Origin of the sequence: Bradyrhizobium sp. 956_D2_N1_4, from assembly GCF_052076025.1 — a bacterium.
GTDB lineage: Bacteria > Pseudomonadota > Alphaproteobacteria > Rhizobiales > Xanthobacteraceae > Bradyrhizobium > Bradyrhizobium barranii.
Genome location: NZ_CP197237.1, coordinates 2,435,069 through 2,457,266, shown reverse-complemented (window position 1 = coordinate 2,457,266; position 22,198 = coordinate 2,435,069). Strand labels below are relative to the sequence as shown.

The following is a 22,198-nucleotide window of genomic DNA, read 5'->3' as shown; positions in this document are numbered from 1 at the left end:
GCGGTTGACCCGCGGCTCGGCCACGCCTAAATTATAATCCGAATTATGATTACTGTTTTTGACGGATGCAAGGGCGGATGCGACCAAGCTCGGACGAACCGGATTTCGACCTGCCCGGCGTTGCCCCGTCGCGCCAGAAGCGCAGCCGCGAGACGACCCTGGCGCTGCTGCGCGCCGGCGCCGACATGCTGCGCACGCGCAGCCTTGCCGAGCTGTCCATCGAGGCGCTCTGCACCGAGGTCGGCGCCACCGTCGGCGCCTTCTACAGCCGCTTCGAGAGCAAGGAGGCCTATTTCAACGCACTGATGGCGCTGGCTGCGCGCGACGGCGAACAGCGGCTGGGCGACATGCGGCGACCGTCACCGGATACGGACCTCGACAAGCTCTGCCACACCATCGTCAGCGGGATCATCGCCTGGATGCGCAACCACGAGGGCGTGCTGCGCGCCGCGCTTCAGCACGATGACACCCGTCCGGACAAATGGACGCCGTTCAAGGCCCTCGCGAAGGCAACGACGGAACGCGCGACCCCTCTCCTGCTCCCGGCCATGGGCAAGGGACGCAACGCCGCCAAGATCCGCACGATCGCCTTCGGCTTTCAGGTCGTGCTGGGCACGCTGGTGAACGCGATCCTCAACGATCCCGGGCCGCTGTCGCTTGGATCAAAAGAGATGGAGACGCGGCTGGCCGGTTGCCTGTTGCTGTTGCTCCAGGCGGAGATCAATCAGTCGACGCCGAGATAGGCCTTCTGCACCTGCGGGTCCTGTGCGAGCGCCGCGGCCGTGCCGGACAGCACGCTCTTGCCGACCTGGAGCACGGTCGCGAAGTCCGAGACTTCCAGCGCGAGCTCGATCGACTGCTCGGCGAGCAGGATGGTCAGGCCCTCGCGATGCAGGCGGCCGAAGGTCTCGTACATGGATTCGACGACCGCCGGCGCGAGGCCGAGCGACGGTTCGTCCAGCATCAATAGCTTCGGATCGCTCATCAGCGCGCGGCCGACCGCGAGCATCTGCCGCTCGCCGCCGGACATCGTGCCGGCGCGCTGGTTGCGGCGCTCCTTCAGGCGCGGGAAGATTTCGTAGACGCGTTCGAGCAAATTGGCCTGGCGCGACTTGTCGTGCAGCGGCGTCGCGCCGAGCAGGAGGTTGTTCTCGACGCTCTGCTGCACGAACAGCCGCCAGCCCTCCGGCGAGAGCGCCAGCCCCTTGCGCACGATCGCAAAGGCCTTCTGGCCGGCGATGTCCTCGCCGCGAAAGCTGATCGATCCGGAATGCACGGGAATGAGACCCGCGATTGCGTTCAGCGTCGTGGTCTTGCCGCCGCCATTGGAGCCGAGCAGCGCGACGACGCTGCCCTCCGGCACCTCCAGCGAGACGTCGGAGACACCGATGAGGTCGCCATAGCGCACCTCGAGGTGCTCGATCCGAAGAAGCGCGCCGCTCATAGGTCCCGCCCGCCCATCAGCTCGACCGGCGTATGGCCGGCCGCGGCCTTCGCCGCGCGTTTGCCGAGATAGGCTTCGATCACCGCCGGGTTCGAGGTGACCTCGCGCGGCGAGCCGCGGGCGATCTCCTTGCCCTGGTGAAACACCATCACGCGGCTCGCGAGCGACATGATCACTTCCATGATGTGCTCGACGATGACGAGCGTGATGCCGGAACGGTGGATGTCGCGCACGAGATCGATGGCGAGCCTCACCTCGTGGGCGTTGAGCCCGGCCATGGCCTCGTCGAGCAGTAGCACCTTCGGCTCGGTCGCAAGTGCGCGGGCGATCTCCAGCCGCTTGCGGCCGGGCGTGCCCAGCGAGCGCGCCGGCGCATCCGCAAGCCTGCTCATGCCGACGCGCTCCAGCACCGCGCGCGCCCTGGTCTCGGCCTCGTGGCGATGCGAGGTGCGCAGGAAGGCGCCGATCATGACGTTCTCGAGCACCGTCATGCCTTCAAAGGTCTGCGGCACCTGGAAGGTGCGCGCAAGCCCGAGCCCGGCGCGCTGCTCCGGCGCGAAGTCGGTGATGTCGGTCCCCTCGAACAGCACGCGGCCCGAGGTGGTCTTGAGGTCGCCGGTGAGGCAATTGAAGAAGGTGGATTTGCCGGCGCCGTTCGGGCCGATCAGGCCGAGAATATCGCCCTGCTCCAGCGTGACGGACGCATCGTCCACCGCCTTGAAGCTGCCGAACGCCTTTGTGATCCCGCGCGCCTCAAGGAGCATGGCCGGCTCCCTTATCTGCGCCGGGCTTGCGTCGTCCCATGAACAGGCTGAGCAGGCCGCCGGGCTGGAAGCGCGCGATCAGCACGATGATCGCGCCATACAGGACGAAGGTGAGGCCGGCCCCCTTGCCGCCAAGCCAGCTGTTGGAGATCTCCTCCAGCGGCACGAGGATCGCGGCTCCCACCAGCGGACCGAACAGCAACCCCGCCCCGCCCAGCGCCGCCATGATCAGGATCTTGACCGAGATCAGGATGCCGAGCCCGGACTCGGGATCGACGAAGCCGAACATCATCGCATAGAGCGCGCCGGCAACGCTCGTCAGCGCCGCGCTCAGCATGTAGGCGTAGAGCTTGGTCCGGCTCGCGGGTGCGCCCAGGGAACGTGCGGCCCTCTCGGAATCCTTGATCGCGCGCAGATAGAATCCCATGCGGCTGTTGGTCATCCACCAGGTGATGAACAGCGTGATCACGAGGACGACCAGGAAGAGGTAGTAGTACGGCAGCGACGACAGGAACGAGAGATCGAAGATGTTGCGGGGGACCGTTGGACCGGAAAGACCCACGGCCGCGCCGAGCCAGTCGGTGTTGGTGACGATCAGCCGCACGGTCTCGGCGACCGCGATCGTCGCCATGCTGAAATAGTGACCCGACAGCCGCAGCGTCGGCACGCCGATGATCGCGGCTAAGCCCACCGCCAGCACGATGCCGCCGGGGATGCCGAACAGCGGCGACAGCCCGAACTTGGCGTAAGATCCCATCGCGGCATAGGCGCCGCAGCCGAAGAACACGACATGGCCGACCGAGACCTGGCCGGCATAGCCGCCGACGATGTTCCAGGCCGACGCGGCGATGGCATAGAGCAGCACCAGCGCGCCCAGGCGCTGCTGGAACGGCGAGGACAGCAGCAACGGATAGGCAATTGCCAGTGCTGCGACGATCGAGAGCCAGATCAAGCGCCGCATTGCAGCTTTCTCATCAGAGCTTGCCCATCAGGCCTTGCGGCCGGAACCAGAGGAAGAACAGGAACAGGACATAGACGACGATGTCCTTGTAGACCGCACCGATCAGATAACCGGAGAGCGACTCGATCACGCCGATCAACAGGCCCGCGACGAGCGCGCCGGGCACGCTGCCGAAGCCGCCGAGGGACACCGTGACGAAGGCGACGATGCCGAGTGTCTCGCCGACCGTCGGCACGATGTAGAAGAAGTTCGCGATCAGCGCGCCGGCAAGGCCGGTGGCCCCGGCCGCTATGGCCCAGGCGATCGCCTGCATGGTATCGGGCCTGATGCCCATGAGCTGAGCCGCGGTCTGATCCTCCGCCACCGCCAGCATTTTTGAACCAAGCGATGTGCGCGTCAGGAGCAGATGGAGACCGAGTGTCACCAACAGCGCGACGACACCGGCAAGCAGCCGCGAGGCTTCGATGCGCAGGCCCGCAAACGCATAGGTGCCGCCGACGATATTCGACGGCATCGACAGGAAGTTGGCGCCGAACCACCAGAACACGGAATAGCGCAGCAGCAGCGCGAGCCCGAACGTGCCGAGGATCTGCGCCAGCATCGGCCCCTTCATGATGTCGCGGATCAGGGCGAAATAGACCACGACCCCGACGGTCGCGAGCACCAGTGTCGCCAGCGGCGCACCGAGGATGGGCCCTCCCCCCATCAGCGTATAGACGACATAGGCGACGTACATGCCGAGCATGACGAAGTCGCCATGCGCGAAATTGACGATGTTCATCATGCCCCACACCAGCGTGAGGCCAGAGGAAAACAGGGCGTAGACGGCGCCAAGCAGAAGCCCGCCGACAATCACCTGCACGAGTACGAAGGACATGAGCTGCGTTGCTCTGATCAAAACATTCTGGGAAAGGCGGGACGCGCGGTCCCGCCGTCAATCTCACCAGCCCTTGTAGGGCAGCACCGGCGCCTTCTCGGCATTGGCCTTCGGCCATACCGCGACGTAGTTCTCGCCATCCTGGAGCTGGATGATGGCGCCGGAAGCCAGGATGTTCTGGCCCTTGTCGTCGAACTTCACGCCCTTGTAGCCGATCATGAGCTGCTCGGGCTTCAGGTCCGTCGCCTTCAGCGCGGCCTGGATCTTTGCAGGCTCGGTCGAGCCGGCGCGGTCGATGGCATCGGCCAGCACGAAGAAGCCCTGCATCTGCCGGGCGACCGTGTCGTCCATCTCCTCGCCGCTCTTCTTCTTGTACATGTCGGCGATGATGGCGGACGCCGAGCCCGGCGGTCCCACGACCCAGGACGAGCGGTTGAAGACGCCTTGCGAGATCTTGCCGACCGCCTTGGTGAAGGACGGATCGGAGTAGCCGGCATCGTCGGCCAGCAGCACGGCCGGCTTGTAGTCGAGCGACTGCATGGTCTTGGCGAACAGGATCGCATCCGACGTGTAGCTGATCATGATGACGACGTCGGGCTTCTTGTCCTTGAGCTGGAGCACCTGGCCCTGCAAGTCGGTCGCATTGACGGGATAGGCGATGTCGAGCGCGATCGGCTGGCCCTTTTCCTTGAAGGCGCCGGCGATCGTGTTGGCGACCGAGGTGCCGTATTCGGTGTTGTCATGGACCACCGCGACGCTGTCGGTCTTGGCACCCTGCGCCTTGATGTCGGCGAGGAAGTCGACATAGATCTTGGCGAAATCGGTCGCGATCGGCGTGGTGCGGAAGAACCATTTGAAGCCGCGCTCGGTGAGATTGGCGGCGACCGATTCCGAGTTCAGGAAGGGAACGCCGTATTTCTCGGCGATCGCGCTCGACGTCAGCGTGACGCCGGACTGGTAGGAGCCGAACACGGCCGCCACCTTCTCTTCCGTGATCAGGCGCAGCGCCTGATTCTGGCCCGTCGCCGGGTTGCCCTGGTTGTCGGCGAACACAGCCTCGATCTTGGCGCCGCCGAGGCCGGCAAGGCCGGCGTTCTTCGCCAGCGGCAGATTGCCAAGCTCAGGATGGGCGTTGTTGATGATATCCATGGCGACTTCGAGCGCCGCCTTGGCGTGCGCACCGATCGAGGCAGTGCCGCCGGACATCGGCATGATGACGCCGATCTTGACGACCTTGTCCTGGGCCTGCGCGCCGGAGCCCAGCGCAAGGAACATCGCGGCTGCGCAAAACAGCCCGGTGACGTGCTTGAAATTCATCAAATCAGACCTCCCAAAGGGTTTCCCCGACCAAGCTATTTTGGAAGCTGCAGGCTAAGCGCCCGCTTCCGTTTGTTTATGCCTGGTGGATCTAGGATGGCATGCCAGCCGAACACCGGCAAGACGAAACGGACTTGCGCAATGCTGCATGGGAGGCAGCGAACGCGCCGGCGCGGGCGGCGTTCAAATCCGGCGTCGCCCGGCGCGAACGCGGTAACCCGAACGGCGGACGTCATTGCCATCTGCAGGGATGGGTTAACACTGCGACTGCGCCAAGCGCAGTCCGCTGGCGTAACCCGGCCCCCGTCTGTTTCCGCGAACGCAGAGGCGGTGGGTGAGGCTGTCGCCAACCCACCCTGCGAACGCCGTCAGCCGACGACGTCGCTCGCCCGCAGCAGCGTCGTGAAGCCGCCATAGATCATGCGCTTGCCGTCGAAGGGCATGTCGGCGCCCTTGAGCCGCTCATCGGCCATCACCTTCTTGTTGACGGCATCGCGGGTCTCCCGGTCACGGTAGACGATCCAGGAGAACACCACGACCTCGTCCTCCTTCGCGATCACCGCACGCGGAAATGAGGTCAATTCGCCATAGGGCACGTCGTCGCCGATGCACTCGACGTAGTCGAGCGCGCCGTGCTCCATCCATATGGTGCAGGCGTTTCGCGCCAGCGCCTTGTAGGCCTCGATCTTGTCCTTCGGCACGGCCAGCACGAAACCATCGACATAGGGCATCACGGGATCTCCTTTGGGTTGCCTGCCCCAAGGACGTAGCGGCGCACGGCGATCCGACTCGTCATCCCACCCGCAAGGTGAGGCAAACTGTCGCGAGGATTTCGTGCGCTACTTCACATTTGAAGCTCGCCGCGCCGTGACATCATCCCGGACGTTTGCGCTCGCACATCGGCTACTTCAGATTGCAGTTGAGAAGGCAGCTTTCATGAGCACCCGCCTGTCATTGCTTTGTGTCCACGGCGTCGGTCACGCGGAGATCGACGCCGAGTTTCGAAAGTCATGGTCCGAGGCGATCATACGCGCCGTCCAGTCCGTCGATCAGAGCCTCAACCCGGCCATCGACTTCCTCTCGTATGACGACCTGTTCGACAAGAGCCCGCCCAACCTCGTCACCTATGGCATCGCGCTGGCGAAACTGCTGGCGAGCGCGACAGTCCATGGGATCGGTGATCTGCTCTCGGGCACGCGCGGCCTCGAAGATGTACCAACCCTGATTAGATGGACCGCGGGCATGGTCGCCCAGTGGTCGGTGGATGAGCAGCTGCAGGCCGCGCTGCGCAGCGCAGTCCTCGACAAGCTGAAGAGCGGCAATTACGACGTTGTCCTGGCTCACAGCCTCGGCTCGCTGATCTGCTACGACACGTTCGTGCGCAACCCCGCTGCGATCAGGGACAAGGTCTTCGTCACGTTCGGCTCGCAGATCGGCAATCCCGCGGTGCGCGACGTCTTCGCAGGCCGCATTCAGGACCTTCCCTGCCGGAAATGGTACCATCTGTTCAACCGGGAAGATCACGTTCTCACCTATCCGCTCGAGATCGCCGCAGACAATTTTCAGCAGGTACTGACACCGTTCGATGTCCCCAACGATCTCCTGAATCACAACGCGACCTGGTACCTGTCGCGCCCCGAGACCGTCGCCACCGTCTGGCACGACGTGGTCCCGGTGCCGACGTCCCGCTCCATCGTCAGCGCCGCGCGGGGGATTGCCCGCATTGACACCCGGCCGACCCGCCGCGCCCTGCTGATCGGCATCAACGACTATCCCAAACCCGCGGACAGGCTCGAAGGATGCGTCAACGACGTATTCCTCATGAGCTCGGTGCTACAGGAAAGCGGCTTCAAGGCGGACGAAATACGCGTCGTGCTCAATGAGCGGGCGACGGCGCAGGGCATCATGGAAAGGCTTCACTGGCTGCTCGAGGGCGTCCGCGACGGCGACGAGCGTATGCTGTTCTACTCGGGCCATGGCGCCCAGATTCCCAGGTACAGCCCGAGCGGCGCACCGGATAGCGTCGACGAGTGCCTGGTCCCCTATGATTTCGACTGGACGCCCGAGCACGCGATTCTCGACCGCCAGTTCAGCCAGCTCTACTCGCAGCTTCCGTACGACTGCTATTTCGTCGCAATGCTCGACTGCTGCCATTCCGGCGGCATGACACGTGACGGTGGTCCGCGCATCCGCGGCCTGACGCCGCCCGACGATATCCGCCACCGGGCGCTGCGGTGGGAGGCAAGCGAAGGCATGTGGGTGCCGCGCGAGTTCCCTCCCCTCAACGAGAGCCTGAGCAAGAGCAAGAACGGCGCCGACTATCTCGGCGACAACGGCGCCACGGAGCGGCTCGGGCGCAGCATGGCGCTCCGCACCCAGCCCGACAAGGCATACAACAAGACGCGGGCCGAACTCGGGCATCACGGTCCTTATCTGCCGATTCTCCTCGAGGCCTGCCAGGAGCAGGAGCTGTCCTATGAATATCGTGACGGCGTCACGTCGTATGGCGCCTACACGTTCTGCATGGCGAAGGTGCTGCGCGAACAACGAGACCGCGGCGCCAATCCGTCGTTCCAGGAGCTGAGCGAGCTCGTCACGGCCAAACTCCGTCGCCTCAAATACAACCAGACGCCCAATCTCGTCGGCGCCAAGACCCGCGTCAGCGCGAAAATTCCATGGGGCGCGGCAGATGCAGGTCGCGGCCAGCGACGGGCGACGAAAAAGCGTGCCGCCAAGACAGGCCGGAAGAAGCGCCGCTAGTCATTTCGCCTTGCATCGCCGCGCGGCGCATCGCGGGCACCATGAGTCCGGCCAACGCGCCGAGGCCGGACCGACCAAAGGCGCGGACTGCCGACGGCACGTCAGGCTCGCGGCGCGGGCCCGATTCAGAGCAGGTTATGATCTGGGTAAATCGCCCGGAACTGGCTGGGGAACCTGGATTCGAACCAAGACAAACAGAGTCAGAGTCTGTTGTGCTACCGTTACACCATTCCCCACCGAAGTGCTTGATATCACAAGACTTTCTTCGGAAATTTTGCAAGCCGCAGCAAAAGTTTTGCAAATCAGCGGCGCGCTGGCGCTCATATAGCCGCGCCGGCGTTCGCGGTCTAGCCCCTCTGTAAGCATCGCAGCTTGTTCTCGCTGCGTTCGCGCCGTAGCGGCATGTCCGCCCTCACCCGCGGCCGGCTCCGGCAATCAGCACCAGGAGACCTGCCACGCCTGCCTCGACGACGTCCACATGCCACGATCAACGGGCGCGCCGGCGTGCCGCTTCACGTCGATCAATGGGCATGGTCTGTCGGCTTTACCCAGGCATGATGCGCGCGCTCGACGCCGGCACGCCGCAGCCGGCGATCGCCCCAACGAAGCGCGGGAGGGTTTACAGGCTGATCCGCTGACCTAGTCGCCCAAGACCACGGATCGCTTGCCATAGAATTCACCGACACAATCATTCGGCAGCTGGCCCGGATTTTTGGTTAGCTCACCGTCCATCAGCATGGACGGCTTGACCGATCTCTTGGGGACGACAACATCCAGGTCCTTCGTCGTCCGAAGAAATTGATGCCTCTGGACACTCTCGCTCCAGAAGGTCGCGAATTGCGACTCCTCGGCGCGGACGTATCCCAGCGCGACGCTATCGAGGAGCAAAAAAGAAAGGAGCCCGCAGGCCACCAGGGCCGTCATGCGAACATGGGCATGATGGCCCAGGGAGGGAAGGAAGCGGGCAGCCAGGGCGACGACGCAGCCCCCTCCGGCAAGAAGAAAAACCACCACCTCATTCCGCCCTCGCGTCGCGAGATCCTCCGCCGTCGCAAAATAGGCAATGACATAAGCGGTGTAGAGACCAGCGAGCACCGCCGCCACGAGCCCGACGATCAAGACCAGCAGCCGCGCCGCCGGCCTCGGTTGCGAAGGCACCACGAAGACCGAAAACAACGCCACGAAACCGAGCCAGGCCCACGTCGCAGATTCGGTGTAGTGCCGAACCAGCTCGAGCCACAGATAGTACAACCCCATCGAGAAAGAAGCGGCGATCTTCCCCCCCCTCCGGATATGCCGCCATCCGGACCGCATTCCCCGGTGACAAAAGCAGGATCGCAAGTCCGATGAAGGTCGCCGTCAGCATCGCTGCATGGCCCGCCAGTTGCGGGCGAGGATGGTAGAACGCGCGATAAAGGGCAGAACCGGCGACGAGGGCTACGATCCAAAATGGCGTGAACTCGTTGGCCAGAGCACCCAGGAAGCCGATTGCGGAGAGAACGACGATTTGGCCGGTCGAGAGCACGGTCTCGTTCGCTGCGGACCGCACCAGCTCGACGAGGATGATGATCACGAAGAGGGCGGGAACCATGTAGGACGCACTGCCCGAGATCCAGTAAAGCATCTCCCGCAGACTGATCGCCAGAACGAAGCTCGCCGCGCAGAGCATTGCACCCGCCAAAAATCTCTCTGGCCACGACAGGCCGGTCCACATTCGACCGGCCCAATAAACACTGACTGCCAAGAAGATGGCCATGCCGCAAATGAGTATGACCGGATAGACGACCACGTAATCGACGCCTGTCACCTTGCTGACAACGGCGGGGGCGGCGATCGCCACAAGCGAGGTCAGTCGGCCCATCTGGTGCAAATAATAGGATTTGACCATTCCGACGAGACCCATGCTGTTGACGCGGTTCGTCACGCAATAATCGTCGGATTCAGGCATCGCATAGAGCGCGATGGACGCGAGCCAGAGCAGGATGAAGAGAGCGACAGAAGCGGCCACGATAGGCATCACGTCCGGCATGCGGCTTCCGAGGCGCACAGGAAATCCCCCAAATCGACAGAACAAAGCGGCAGCAACGAGAGAGCGAACAGCCCCGAATGCAACCCTCGTTATGCAACGCGGCACAGAAGATCACAAGGTTCCGCGGGCAAACAATCGAAAGGCTAGTTCGAGCCGCAGACTCGAACCACGATCTCAGCCTTGCCGTTCGCGATCATCACCTGGCCGTATTCGTCCTGCGGCGGGCTCTCCTCGTAGCGGAGCGGGATCGTGGTGATCGCTTCCTGCGCTTCGCCGCCCGGCTGCTGCGTCTTCACGTCGAGGATCAGGATCTTCGGATTGATCCCCTGCGGCGAGCGCCTGGTCAGCCGGGCCTGCCAGCCATCGCTCGGTACCCTCACGTCGCCGACCATGACCAGCTTGGGCGGCGCGCCCGGCGCCCGGTCGATCCAGGCCTTGAAGGTGTTTCTCAGCAGGACAGTCATGACACGTCTCTCCTTTGCCAAGCTGCGAATTGTCCGCCCCTCGTCCCGACGCGCGGCGCCGGCCTTTCGCCTGTGAAATCGGCGCAGCCGGACGGACCGACATCAGGCCCCACCAAACCACCCGATCACCGCCTCACCCTCCGACCAGACTTTCAAGTCTCGGCTGCCGCCTTGGCGCGGATCGCGTTAGCGACGGCCGGAGCCTCACCGCCAAGCGCCTTCACGGCCGGCAAGTTTTCCGGCCCGCCGACGGCCTTGGAGGCTTCCGCAACCTTGTTGATGTCGGGGACGCTCTTCTTCACGAACGCGTCGATGAAGTCAGCGCCAGCGTACCCGGCCGCCAGGACGCTCAGGAGAAATTGCCGGCCGATTTCCTTCGGCTCGACCATAAGCCCCGCGGAGATCCCCGCCACGCAGCCGATCACTATCGACACCAGAAACGCCGACCCGTCGAACACGTCCTTGAAGCGGCGGGGGCTCGTGAGGAAGCCGAGCCGACAGCGACCCGATCGTCATCTCCGGATAAGCTACCACCCCTATTCCAGCTTGATATTCGCCGCTTCGATCACCTTCTTCCACCGCTCGGTCTCGGAAGCGATGTAGATCTTGAACGGTTCAGAATCCACCGCAACCGCGGCCGCGCCGAGCTCGGCCATCTTCTGCACCGTCTCCGGCTGCTGCATGAAGGCGCGGATCTCGCCCGACAGCTTTTCGACGATGGGCTTCGGCGTGGCCGCGGGAACGAAGAAGCCGTGCCAGGCCACCGCTTCGAAGCCCGGCAGGAATTCGGCGACGGCCGGGACTTCCGGATCGAAGGCGGCGCGCTTTGGCGTTGCAGTGGCGAGCATCGCGAGCTGGCCGGTCTTCACCTGCGGCAGCAGCAGTGGCACGTTGTCGAAGGCAAGATCGATCTGGCCGCTCAACAGATCCGTCAGCATCTGACTGGAGCCCTTGTAGGGCACATGCACCATCTTGGTGCCGGTCATCTGTTGAAACAGTTCGGCGGCAAGATGCTGCGAGGTGCCGACGCCGGCCGAGCCGAACGAGACCTTGTCCGGGTTCGCCTTCAGATAGGCGATCAGCTCCGGCACGGTGCGCGCCTTGATCTTGTTGGGGTTCACGACGAGTACGTTCGGCACGACGCTGATCTGGGCGACCGGCACGAGGTCCCTGTCCGGCTGGTAGCTGAGCTTGGGCCCGTAGAGCGTGGGGTTGATCGCGAGCGCGGAGGTGCTGGCAAGCCCGAGCGTAATGCCGTCAGGCGCCGATTTCGCCAGCCGCGTCACGCCGAGGATCGAGCCGGCGCCGCCGACATTCTCGACCACGAACGGCTTGCCCAGCTTCACTTGCAGATGGTTCGACACCATGCGCGCGAAGATGTCGGCGGTACCGCCGGCGGCGAAGGGGACGATCACCGTCACCTGCTTGGCCGGATAGCCGTCCTGCGCCTTTGCCGGCAACGTCGCCAGCAGCACGGCTGACACAAGACCAAGCCACATCGATCTCATCGAAGTTTCCTCTACTGCTACTGTTTTGTTGATTGGGTGCCGCGCGCGGCGGAGGTGACTAGAACGCGACCTCGTACATGTTCAGGATCGCATCCCGGCCGAGGTCTCGCGGATTATTGTCGAGCAGGCGGCGAATGGCATGGGCCTCGTCGGCCATGACGCCGAGGTCGTCCTTGGGCACGCCGAGCGCGGACAGACGCATCTCGATGCCGAGGTTCTTGCAGAACTCGTAAGTGGCGTCGAATGCGAGCTTCGCATCGTTCTGCGCCGGCAGGCCGAGCGCCGCCAGCACCACGACCGTCTTCGCCTCGACTGCCGGCATGTTGAAGGCCAGCGTGTGCGGGAAGATCAAGGCACAGGCGAGCCCATGCGCGACATGATGGCGCGTGCCCAGCGGATAAGCGACAGCATGCCCGGCGGTGGTGTTCACCGGTCCAAGGCAATAGCCGCCATAGAGCGAGGCCAGGGAGAGACCCGCGCGCGCCTCGCGATCGCCGCCGTCGGCGACCGCCCGCTTGAGATATTGCCCGACCAGCCGCGCGCCCTCGAGCGCATAAAGGTCGATCATCGGATGCGCCTTGCGGCTGGTGTAGGCCTCGACGCAATGCGCCAGCGCATCGACGCCGGTGGCCGCAGTGACCTCCTTCGGAACGGTCATTGTGAGATCAGGATCGACGATGGCGATATCAGCAAGCATGAAGCGGCTCTGCACCGCCTGCTTGTTCTGGCTGACGGGATCGGTGACGAGCGCGCGGGTGCCGGCCTCGCTGCCGGTGCCCGACGTGGTCGGGATCTGCATCAGCGGCACGCTGCGGCCGGCGACTTTTTCCGGCCCAACGATATCGGCAAAGGCCACGTCGCTGGTGCAGAGCACCGCGACCAGCTTGGCGAGATCCATCGCGCTGCCGCCGCCGAAGCCGACGACGAGATCAGGCGCGACCTCTTTCGCCATCGCCACCGCCTTCTCCAGATTAGGCAGGTCCGGTTCAGGCTTGACGTCGCCAAACACTTTCACTGCGCCCGGCAGCGCCAGCGCATCGACGCGGCGCGCATTGAACGGATCGGAAATCACCAGCGGCCGCCTGGCGCCGATCCGCTCGGCGAAGCGCGCAGCAGCCGTGATGGTGCCGTTGCCGAATTCCAGGATGGTGGGACGTTGGATTTCGATGGGCGTGAAGGCGTTGGTCATCGTGCGCTAGATCTCATGACTTGGAGGCGGAGACGCCGGCGGAGAGCCGCTCGGCATAGTCGATGGCCTCGATCAGGCTGTGCTCGTTGGCAATGCCCTTGCCGGCAATGTCGAAGGCGGTGCCGTGATCGACGGAGGTGCGGATGATCGGCAGGCCCAGCGTGATGTTGACGCCGGAGAGCTCCTGCCAGCGCCCGGTCGCGGGATCGACCTGGAAGCCCAGCAGTTTGACCGGGATGTGCCCCTGGTCGTGATACATCGCGACCGCAGCATCGTACTGGCCGGCGCGCAGCTTGACGAAGATGGTGTCGCCGGGCACCGGGCCGACGACGTCGAGGCCATCGGCGACGGCCTTGGCAATCGTCGGTGCCGAAACGTCGATATCCTGCCGGCCGAACAGACCGCCCTCGCCGGCATGCGGATTGAGCGCGGCGATCGCAATCTTCGGCTTGGCGATACCGAGCCGCAGCAAGGCCTCGTTGGTGAGATCGATCACCATGCGCAGACGCTCCGGCGTCAGACGCTTCGGCACGTCTTCCAGCGCCACGTGGGTCGAGACATGGCTGACGCGCATGTTGCCGTGGGCGAGCAGCATCACCGACCCGCGCACGCCGGTGAGGTGCGCCAGCATCTCGGTATGGCCAGGGAAGTGATAGCCGGCCTTGTTGAGTGCTTCCTTGTTGAGCGGCGCGGTGACAATCGCGGAGGTCCGCCCGGCCTGCGTCAGACGCACGCCCTGCTCGATCGCCTTGTAGGCAAAGCGGCCGCCGTCGGCGCTCAAGACGCCGGGCTTGATCGGGGTGCCCTCGACATCCGCCTGGAGGAAACAGAGGTTCGGCCAGTCAGCATCGTCAGCTCTCACCTCCGGAATCGCAACGGCAGCGCCGAGCGCGGCCTTGGCACCATCGAGCGCGGCGCCGCTGCCGATGATCAGGATGCGCAGATCGCCTGTCGCGATCCGGTCCTTCAGCCCGACGCAGGCCTTGACGATGATCTCCGGGCCGATCCCGGCCGGATCGCCCATGGTGATGGCAAGATGACGAGAGGTCATGTCGGGCTCCCCGTATTGAGCAAATGATTGTCCCGGAGCAGATCGCGCCACAGCTCGCTGGGGCCGAACGCGCCGGACTTCGAGATGATGCCGACGCCGGCCCAGCGGCCGCCTTGCAGCACCGAGCGCGGCAGCCCCGGCACGATACGCCCCGTCACCTGGAGCGCATGCGCGCCGAGCGCAACGCATACGGCCTTCAAGGTCTCGCCGCCAGCAACGATCAAGGTTCCGGGCGGATCGAGCGCCGAAATCAGCGTTGTCAGCTCGCGCGCGATCCGCTGGGCGGCCTCAGCGCGCGAAAGGCCATCCGCGAGCGTGAATTTCACCAGCGCCACGCCATCGTCAGCCAGCTTGCGTTGAACGCCTGCGCCCCCCTCACCTTCGGCCAACGCGATGGTGGCTTCGCCACATGCTGCGAGCTGGGAGGCGGTGGCGGCCTGGTCGGAACCGAACAGCCCAAGCACCGGCCGCTTCAGCCGGCTCGGCGCATCGGCGCGATGGCCGCGGGAGAGCGCGCCGGCCAGCCCGCCGCTTCCGCACCAGAGCACCGGCCCCGGCATACGCTGCGCCATGTCGACGACGCGATCGAGGTCGATGTCGCTCTCGGCATCGAACACCTGAACGCCGCCTTGCGCGAGCGTGTCAGGGCCGCCCTGCCGCGCCTCGATACCTTCCAGTTTCAATTGGTCCAGCAGGTTGCCGCCGACGCGATGCCAGTCACCCTGTACAGTGCGCGCGAATTGCTGGCCGCCGACGGTGCGGCGTCCCTGATAGTCGAAGGCAGGCGCGACCACACACGAGGCCCAATCGCCGCCGCGCAGGCAGGCGCCGAGCTCGGCCGCCCAGGCACCGCGGAGCAGGCTGTCGACCTTCTTGTAGGCGATCGTCCCACCCTGAAGCTGCGGCGCCAGCCGTCCGACGATCTCGACGCTGTCGGCTTTCGACCGCTCGCGGGTGCCGCTGTCGATCGCGAGGCTTTGCGCGTCCGGAGTCGCGGGCGAATCCGCCCAGGTGACGTCGAACGGTCCGCACAGGCCGACGAACTCCGCCGCGGTGTCGAGCGCGCCGGTGAGATCGTCGGCAAGCAGGCGCACGACCGTCATCGTCATGCTGCTCCCGCGCCAAAGATCTTGCCGGGGTTCATCAGGCCGTTCGGATCGAGCAAGTGCTTGATGCCGCGCATCAGCTCGATATCGAGCGGATCGGCGACACGGGCCAGCCGGACGCGATTGGTGATCCCGATGCCGTGCTCGGCACTGATCGCCCCGCCCTGCGCTGCGGTCTCATCGTCGACGATCTCATTGATTTGCGCCACCAGGGCGGCGGTCGTCGCCGGCTCCTGACAATGCGCACGGTCGATCAGGGCGATCACGTGGATGTTGCCGTCGCCGATATGGCCATGCATCACCACGCGGGCATGCGGCACGGCGACCATGATCCGCGCCTCGACATTGGTGACGAAGTCCGCCTGGCGCTCCAGCGGCACAACGCTGTCGTGCGAGACGACATAACCGCTGCGCTTGTTGCCTTCGGACACGCTGTGCCTGACGGCCCAGATCGCTTTCGCCTGCGCGAGGTTGGAGGCCAGGATGACGTCTTCGGCGATGCCGGCCTCCATCGCATCCGCCAGCGCCGTGGCGAGCGGCTCGTCGAGATCGACGCCCGCGAGCGTGTCCGTCAACTCGACGATCAGGTACCACGGCGTCGTCAGCTCGAACAAAATGGTGACATGCGGCACGGTCTCGGCGATCGCCTCGATCTGCGAACGCGACATGATTTCGAGGCTGCCGAGCCGGTCGCCGACCATACCGCGCAGGCGCTGCATGATCTCGAGTGCCTGCGCGACACCCTGCAATTTCACCAGCGCCAGCGCCGAGCTGCGCGGCGGCGAGAACAGTTTCAGCACCGCCGCGGTGACGATGCCGAGCGTGCCTTCCGCGCCGATGAAGAGCTGCTTGAGCGCGTAACCCGTGTTGTCCTTGCGCAGCGCGCGCAGGCCGTTGAAGATACGCCCGTCGGGCAACACGGCTTCGAGCCCGAGCACGAGATCGCGCGTCGGGCCGTAGCGCAGCACGGCCGTGCCGCCGGCATTGGTCGAGATGTTGCCGCCGATCTGGCAGGAACCCTCAGCACCCAGGCTCAAGGGAAAGTAGCGATCGACGCTACGCGCCGCATTCTGGACCTCGGCGAGAATGCAGCCGGCCTCGACTGTGATCGTATTGGCGAGCGGACTGACGTCGCGCACGGCTCGCATGCGGTCGAGCCGGATCACGACATTGCCCGCGTGATCGTCCGGCGTCGCGGCTCCGCACATGCCGGTGTTGCCGCCTTGCGGCACGATCGCAAGGCGCCTGTCGGCGCAGTATTTGACGACGAAGGCGACCTCGGCGGTCGAGCCGGGCTTCACCACCGCGACCGCGCGGCCGCGATAGCGCCCGCGCCAGTCCACCACATAAGGCTCCTGGTCGGCTCCGGACGCGATGACGTGCTTGTCGCCGACGATCGCGGCGAGCCCGGCCAATGCATCCTGGAATGAGTCGGACATCAGATCGCCTCGTCGTCCGTACCGAGCCTAGGCCGAGGCTGCGAATGCCGCAGCATTCGCAAGCAGCTCTTTCAGCTGGTTCGGCGGCAAGGACTCCAGCGGCGGCCGCAGCCGCTGCCATCCGGCATGCTTGGTGCGATCGGCCGCCAGCGCCTTCAGCGAGGCCATCTGCGGAAATTGCGAGACCAGCTCGCGCGCCTTCACGATGCGCGCCTGCGCCGCCTTGAGCGCCGGATCGTCGTCGCTGTCGCCAAAGTGCTTGAAGACATAGGCAAGACTGCGCGCGACGACATTGGAGGTCGCGGTGATGCAGCCCGCGCCGCCCTTGCGCAGCAGCGGCAGCATCAACGGATCGGCGCCGCCGAGGACCGCGAAGCCGGGGAAGCGCTCCACCATCGCGGTCATGTTGGCGAAGTCACCGGACGAATCCTTGATGCCGGTGAACGTGGCCGGATAGGCCTTGCGCAGCCGCTCGATCAGTGCATGCGAGATCGGTTGCGCCGACATCTGCGGGTAGTGATAGAGGACGACTTTCAGACGCGCATCACCGATACGCTGAACCACCTCGCTGTAGGAGGCGAAGATGCCGTCATCGGTGACGTTCTTGTAGTAGAACGGCGGCAGCATCACCACGGTGTCGACGCCGACCGAGAGTGCGTGGCGCGTCAGCGCGATGGTGTCGCTGAGCGCGGCAACGCCGGTGCCGGGCAAAAGCCGCCGCGGCGCGATGCCGGCAGCCACCACCGCCTCGAGCAGCGCGGTGCGTTCGGCCACCGAAAAGGAGTTCGCCTCACCCGTCGTGCCCAGCATCGCGATGCCGTCGCAGCCTTCGTCGAGCAGATAGCGACAATGGTCCACAAAGCGCGCATGATCGGGAGCAAGCTCGGCGTCGAGCGGCGTCAACGCGGCGGAGAACACGCCATGAGGGTGCAGCGATGATGTCGACAAAACTTCCTCCGATCGTCAGAACGATGTTGTTCGGAATGCGAACATTTGTTATTTGCTGGTGCAGTCGTAAAATCAGCTCGGCCCGACGTCAAGGGCATGGCTGTCATGGCGGGGCATTCGAGCATGACCAAGGCTGCAGGGAAGGCCGCGAAGCGCGTATCGGAAACTAGCGCCAAAAATCCCAAGAATTATGTCGCCTCCGTCGGCAAGGCCTTTGCCGTGCTCAAGAGTTTCACCAGCGAAACCTTCGAGCTGACCCTGAGTGAGATTGCCGCGCGGGCTGATCTCGATCGCGGGACGGCGTTCCGCCTGATTCAGACACTGACCGAGCTCGGCTATCTCCAGGCCATTCCGCAAAGCCGCCGGTTCCGTCTCGGCGTCGCCTGTCTCGACCTCGGCTACACCGTGCTGTCGCGCGGCTCGTTGCGGCCGATCGTCGAGCCGCTGCTGCGCGACCTCGTCCCTGATGTCGGCGATGCGGCCTCGCTCGGCATTCTCGATGGCGGCGACGTGGTCTATCTCGCGCGCGTCGGTGCCGGCCTCGACCGTCACAAGATGGACCGCCGGCCGGGCACGCGCATCCCCGCCTACAGCGCCGCGCTCGGCCATGTCATGCTGGCGCATCTGCCACGCGACCAGCAGATCGAGCGGCTCGAGTTGCGTCCTCGAGTAAAGCTGTCGGAGCGAACGCTGACCGATCTCGATGCACTGCTCGCCCGGCTCGATCAGGTGAAGAAGAAAGGCCATGCGGTCTCCGACGGCGAGAATGCCTATGGCCTGCGCACGCTGGCAACGCCGATCTTCGACGCTCAGGGTTTTGTGATCGGCGGCCTGAGCGTCACGGTCGATGCGATGCGCATGGACATGGCGGCCTTCCGCGACCAGGCGCTGCCGCGGCTCATGCAGGCGACGGCCCAAGTCCAGGATCTCGCGATCAAGTCCGGATTGACGATCTGAGTGCGGTGACGGCGATTAGATCGCGATGCGATCGAAGTCGGCGGCGATCCGCGTGTTCGGAAACACCTTTGTCGCCTCCGCCAAGATCTCTTCATCCTCGTATCGTCCCGACATGTGGACCAGCACGAGCTGCTTGACGTTGTTGGCGGCGGCAAACGAAGCGGCTTCGGTTGCCGTGAGATGGCCGTAGTCCCGCGCGGTCGCGGCGTCACGATCGAGGAACGTCGCCTCGATCACCAGCATGTCGGCGTCGGCGACATGTCGGGATAGACCATCAGTGGCTTCAGTGTCGCCGACCACGACGAGCTTCCTGCCGCCGCCCGGCGGGCCCAGGACGTCCTCCGGATCGATGGTTCGGCCGGCGATCACGACCGGTCGTCCGGCGGACAGCTCTCCGCGCATTGGCCCGTCCGGAACACTGAGAGACGCGAGGCGCTCGGGCAGAAGGTGGCGGCGCGCGGGACTTTGGAAAGAGAAGCCAAAGCTGTCGGTGTCGCGGTGGCGAACCGGAAAGCAGTCGATTGTGAAGTCACCGGCATCGATGACTTGCCCCTCGGTCAGCGGTGCGAACGCCACAGGGATCGGCGCCCTGCCCGCCCCCCACAAGCCGGCGAGCATGCGAACGACGATGTCGAGCGTGCCCGGGCCCGCATGAACGGTCATCACGTCGGAGGTCTGCCGCAACCCCAGCGTCGAGAAGAGACCGGGGATGCCGAGCACGTGATCGAGATGCCCGTGCGTCAGCAGGATGCGGTCGAGCCGGCGAAAGCCGGCGCCGCTGCGCAGCAACTGGCGCTGCGTGCCCTCTCCGCAATCAACCAGGATGCGCTTGCCCGCGGCCTCCACCAGGAGGGCCGGATGGTTGCGCTCCACTGAGGGAACGCTTGCCGAGGTGCCGAGGAATGTCAGGGCGAACATGGTCGTCAGCGTCCAGAGACCGACCTCTCCCCGACAGCACCGCAACGGTCCGCACGGTGGATGGCCTCACCGTCCCCAATGCCATGCGAGCAGCAGCGCGTACAGGCCCATCGAGCCCGCATAGAGCGCGGCGAGCAGTGCATATCCCGCGATCTGGCGGCCGAGCGCTGCCTTCGGCTTGATCCACCAGTCGAGCGCCCTGAAGGCGGCCGGCACGAGAAACCAGCCGAGCAGCTGGGTACTCACGAGATTGCCGACGAACAGCGACAGCCAGACCGGCACGCCGTGGCTGTCGATCAGCGGCGCGCTGACGAAATAGCCCCAGAGATAGACCACGGGATAGAGCACCAGCAGGACGATGAGGTTGCTCTTCCAGATCAGGCCAGGCCCTTGCTCCGGAGCCTGCGTCTTGCCGGCCGGGAACCAGAAATTGAAGCCGTAGCTTGCCCGCTTCACGTTCATGCCGGCGTTGAAGCGCGCGCCTTCCTCAAGCAGCGTCTGCCGCAAGGGCGAGTCCAGCCACGCGTTGAGGTTGGCATCGCTGTCGAACGACAGGATGACGATCCACTCGTCGTGCAGGCCCGGGATCGGCCGCTCGATCTTGTGGCGCAGGAACCCCCTGAACTCGGCCTCCGCGGCCTGGATGCGCTGTTGCCATTTGAGGAACGCATCCTCGAGTCCATCCGGGACCTTGAAGGAGATGACGGCGGAGACCGCGCTGTCGCGCTGAACGCCGGTGACGGGAAGGATATGGACGTCCTCCGACCCGACGAAGAAGCGCTGCACGTCCGCGATCAGCCGCGCCCGTACATCGCTCTGAAGCCAGGCGCGGGCAGCGGCCGGGTTCGCGAAACGCAGGATGGTCACCCAGTCCACATGCGCTGGCGGCTGCGGCGGCACGACCTCCTGACTGAGGAAGCCGGGCCACGCCTTCAGCGCCTCGCCGACCTCGCCGTTCCACCGCGCGAACGCGGCAAAGCCGTCGTCGGCGATGCGACGCTGGATGACGAGGGCGACCGCCTGGGCCGCTGGATCCGGAGATGCGCTCATCGCGACCGTTCGCTTCAGCTCTGCTTGTAGAGACGCTTGCCCATCACCCAGGTCTCGTCGACGCAGCGATCGTCGCCGACCATCATGACGGCGAACAGCATGTTCGCGGCGTCGTCGACCGTGCGCGGACCAGCACCGTCGGCGATCAGCGACTGGTGCCAGGGTTGCGCCAGCTGGCCACCATTCGGATCGAGCGCGACGAAATCGGCTTCCTTGCCGGGTTCGAAATTGCCGAGCTTGTCGTCGATATAGAGGCCCTCGGCACCGCCGAGCGTGACCGACCAGAAGCCGCGATAGGGCGAGAGCTTGTTGCGCTCGGCTTCCGCAAGATCCTTACGCCCCGGATCGATGCTGCCGTCGAGCATTGTGTTGTTGCACATGCCGACCTTGTAGGCGTCGTCGAGCACGGAGATCATCGAGAAGCGGTTGCCACCGCCGACGTCGGTGCCGAACGACATCTTCACGCGATGCTCGGGATCGGTGGCGCGGCCGAGGCGGAACAGGCCGCTGCCGAGGAACAGGTTCGAGCAGGGGCAGAACACCACCGCGGCGCCCTTCTTGGACATGCGGCGGAACTCGTTGTTCGAGAGATAGACACCGTGGCCGCCGGAGAACTTTGGCCCGACCAGGTCGAACTTCTCGTAGACACCGAGATAATCCTGGCAGTCCGGATGCTCGACCAGCACGCCGCTGCATTCGGCCGGATTCTCGGAGATGTGGGTGTTGACCCAGCAGTCCGGATGCTCGTGCTTGAGGCGCTGACATGCCTTGAGCAGCTCCGGCGAAGCGCCGAAGGCGAAGCGCGGCGTGATCGCGTAGAGGTTGCGGCCCTTGTTGTGGTACTGCGCGATCAGACGCTTGCTGTCGCGATAGAAGTTTTCGGGCGTGTCGATGAACTCGGCCGGCGCGTTGCGGTCGATCCCGGTGAGGCCCGCGATCACGCGCATGTTGCGCCGCGCCGCCTCCTCGAACAGCTCTTCGGTCGCGACCGGCGAGGAGCTGGTGAAGGCCTGGCAGGTGGTGGTGCCGGCGGCGAGCAGTGCGTCGAGAAAACGCTTCACGCCGTCGCGCGCGTAGTTGCGATCCTTGTACTTGATCTCCTCGGGGTAGATCGATTTCTGGAGCCACGGCAGTAGCTGCTCGCCATAGGCGCCGAGCACGCGGGTCTGCGGCAGATGGATGTGGCCGTCGATGAAGCCCGGGACGATGATGCGGTCCTTGATATGGGTGATCTCGACGCCCGGATGCGCGGCGGCAATCTTGTCATGGGGACCGAAGGCCTTGATGACGCCGTCCGTGACGACCATGAGGCCGTCCTGGTGAAAGCGCGCGGCAGCCTGCTCGTTACCGATGTGCTTCCAGGGATCGTCGACGAAGTCGAAGAACGTGCCGCGAATACCGACGGTGGTCATGAAT

General features: G+C 64.9%; 22 protein-coding genes and 1 tRNA gene. 3 read left to right on the top strand and 20 right to left on the bottom strand.

The features are described from left to right. The first annotated feature begins 77 nt into the window (after positions 1-77). A complete protein-coding gene (locus tag AB7535_RS11085; protein ID WP_439036262.1) occupies positions 78-743 on the top strand; it encodes a TetR/AcrR family transcriptional regulator in 666 nt (221 codons plus the stop codon). Here AB7535_RS11085 and AB7535_RS11080 read toward each other — a convergent pair. From AB7535_RS11080 to AB7535_RS11055, 6 genes are all read right to left on the bottom strand, one after another. Beyond that, complete coding sequence (locus tag AB7535_RS11080; protein WP_166352472.1) at positions 725-1,444, bottom strand: ABC transporter ATP-binding protein; 720 nt, start codon at positions 1,442-1,444, stop codon at positions 725-727. The two genes, AB7535_RS11085 and AB7535_RS11080, sit on opposite strands and share 19 nt — an antisense overlap. Next, entirely contained in the window at positions 1,441-2,208 is a 768-nt protein-coding gene (locus AB7535_RS11075; RefSeq protein ID WP_071914964.1) for an ABC transporter ATP-binding protein, read from the bottom strand. Before AB7535_RS11075 ends, AB7535_RS11080 begins: the two co-directional genes overlap by 4 nt. After that, complete coding sequence (locus AB7535_RS11070; protein ID WP_063983868.1) at positions 2,198-3,169, bottom strand: branched-chain amino acid ABC transporter permease; 972 nt, start codon at positions 3,167-3,169, stop codon at positions 2,198-2,200. The genes AB7535_RS11075 and AB7535_RS11070 overlap by 11 nt, the downstream gene beginning before the upstream one ends. 13 nt (positions 3,170-3,182) lie before the next feature. Continuing rightward, complete coding sequence (locus tag AB7535_RS11065) at positions 3,183-4,046, bottom strand: branched-chain amino acid ABC transporter permease (RefSeq protein WP_439036261.1); 864 nt, start codon at positions 4,044-4,046, stop codon at positions 3,183-3,185. A 63-nt stretch (positions 4,047-4,109) separates the two neighbouring features. Further along, positions 4,110-5,363, bottom strand: coding sequence for an ABC transporter substrate-binding protein (locus AB7535_RS11060; protein ID WP_439036260.1), 1,254 nt, complete (start codon positions 5,361-5,363; stop codon positions 4,110-4,112). 368 nt (positions 5,364-5,731) lie between these two features. After that, the gene (locus tag AB7535_RS11055) at positions 5,732-6,094 is read right to left on the bottom strand and encodes a DUF1428 domain-containing protein (protein ID WP_439034653.1); all 363 of its coding nucleotides are present in this window, start codon (positions 6,092-6,094) and stop codon (positions 5,732-5,734) included. Positions 6,095-6,299: 205 nt separating this feature from the next. Between AB7535_RS11055 and AB7535_RS11050 the strand changes: the two genes are divergently transcribed. After that, complete coding sequence (locus AB7535_RS11050) at positions 6,300-8,123, top strand: caspase family protein (RefSeq protein ID WP_439036259.1); 1,824 nt, start codon at positions 6,300-6,302, stop codon at positions 8,121-8,123. Between the two features lie 162 nt (positions 8,124-8,285). On the opposite strand, the gene AB7535_RS11045 is transcribed toward AB7535_RS11050, so the two are convergent. The 11 genes from AB7535_RS11045 to AB7535_RS10995 form a co-directional block, all read right to left on the bottom strand. Beyond that, positions 8,286-8,359 (bottom strand) — tRNA-Gln (locus AB7535_RS11045). Between the two features lie 403 nt (positions 8,360-8,762). Beyond that, entirely contained in the window at positions 8,763-9,134 is a 372-nt protein-coding gene (locus AB7535_RS11040) for a hypothetical protein (protein ID WP_167767991.1), read from the bottom strand. Positions 9,135-9,138: 4 nt separating this feature from the next. Next, on the bottom strand, positions 9,139-10,152 hold the full coding sequence (locus AB7535_RS11035) for a DUF6056 family protein (RefSeq protein ID WP_439036258.1): 1,014 nt from the start codon (positions 10,150-10,152) through the stop codon (positions 9,139-9,141). 143 nt (positions 10,153-10,295) lie between these two features. Further along, complete coding sequence (locus AB7535_RS11030) at positions 10,296-10,616, bottom strand: hypothetical protein (protein WP_439036257.1); 321 nt, start codon at positions 10,614-10,616, stop codon at positions 10,296-10,298. A 152-nt stretch (positions 10,617-10,768) separates the two neighbouring features. After that, positions 10,769-11,050 carry a hypothetical protein gene (locus AB7535_RS11025; protein WP_439036256.1) on the bottom strand — a complete coding sequence of 94 codons (282 nt, stop codon included), beginning with the start codon at positions 11,048-11,050 and terminating at the stop codon, positions 10,769-10,771. Positions 11,051-11,152: 102 nt separating this feature from the next. After that, positions 11,153-12,124 carry a Bug family tripartite tricarboxylate transporter substrate binding protein gene (locus AB7535_RS11020; protein ID WP_439036255.1) on the bottom strand — a complete coding sequence of 324 codons (972 nt, stop codon included), beginning with the start codon at positions 12,122-12,124 and terminating at the stop codon, positions 11,153-11,155. 58 nt (positions 12,125-12,182) lie between these two features. Further along, a complete protein-coding gene (locus AB7535_RS11015; RefSeq protein ID WP_439036254.1) occupies positions 12,183-13,313 on the bottom strand; it encodes an iron-containing alcohol dehydrogenase in 1,131 nt (376 codons plus the stop codon). A 13-nt stretch (positions 13,314-13,326) separates the two neighbouring features. Continuing rightward, on the bottom strand, positions 13,327-14,364 hold the full coding sequence (pdxA, locus tag AB7535_RS11010) for a 4-hydroxythreonine-4-phosphate dehydrogenase PdxA (protein ID WP_439036253.1): 1,038 nt from the start codon (positions 14,362-14,364) through the stop codon (positions 13,327-13,329). Beyond that, positions 14,361-15,467 carry a four-carbon acid sugar kinase family protein gene (locus AB7535_RS11005; RefSeq protein ID WP_439037330.1) on the bottom strand — a complete coding sequence of 369 codons (1,107 nt, stop codon included), beginning with the start codon at positions 15,465-15,467 and terminating at the stop codon, positions 14,361-14,363. The genes pdxA and AB7535_RS11005 overlap by 4 nt, the downstream gene beginning before the upstream one ends. A gap of 2 nt (positions 15,468-15,469) precedes the next feature. Continuing rightward, positions 15,470-16,909: an FAD-binding oxidoreductase gene (locus AB7535_RS11000; RefSeq protein ID WP_439036252.1), complete on the bottom strand. Its 1,440-nt coding sequence runs from the start codon at positions 16,907-16,909 to the stop codon at positions 15,470-15,472. 27 nt (positions 16,910-16,936) lie between these two features. After that, positions 16,937-17,857, bottom strand: coding sequence for a dihydrodipicolinate synthase family protein (locus AB7535_RS10995; protein WP_439036251.1), 921 nt, complete (start codon positions 17,855-17,857; stop codon positions 16,937-16,939). 123 nt (positions 17,858-17,980) lie between these two features. Here AB7535_RS10995 and AB7535_RS10990 point away from each other — a divergent pair, with 123 nt between their 5' ends. Further along, complete coding sequence (locus AB7535_RS10990) at positions 17,981-18,814, top strand: IclR family transcriptional regulator (protein WP_439036250.1); 834 nt, start codon at positions 17,981-17,983, stop codon at positions 18,812-18,814. 15 nt (positions 18,815-18,829) lie between these two features. Here AB7535_RS10990 and rnz read toward each other — a convergent pair whose 3' ends face one another. The 3 genes from rnz to guaD form a co-directional block, all read right to left on the bottom strand. Next, positions 18,830-19,732: a ribonuclease Z gene (gene rnz / locus AB7535_RS10985; RefSeq protein WP_439036249.1), complete on the bottom strand. Its 903-nt coding sequence runs from the start codon at positions 19,730-19,732 to the stop codon at positions 18,830-18,832. Positions 19,733-19,798: 66 nt separating this feature from the next. After that, positions 19,799-20,782, bottom strand: a complete 984-nt coding sequence (locus tag AB7535_RS10980) for an antibiotic biosynthesis monooxygenase (RefSeq protein ID WP_439036248.1) — start codon at positions 20,780-20,782, stop codon at positions 19,799-19,801. Between the two features lie 14 nt (positions 20,783-20,796). Beyond that, entirely contained in the window at positions 20,797-22,194 is a 1,398-nt protein-coding gene (guaD, locus tag AB7535_RS10975; protein ID WP_439036247.1) for a guanine deaminase, read from the bottom strand. Positions 22,195-22,198: the final 4 nt, after the last annotated feature.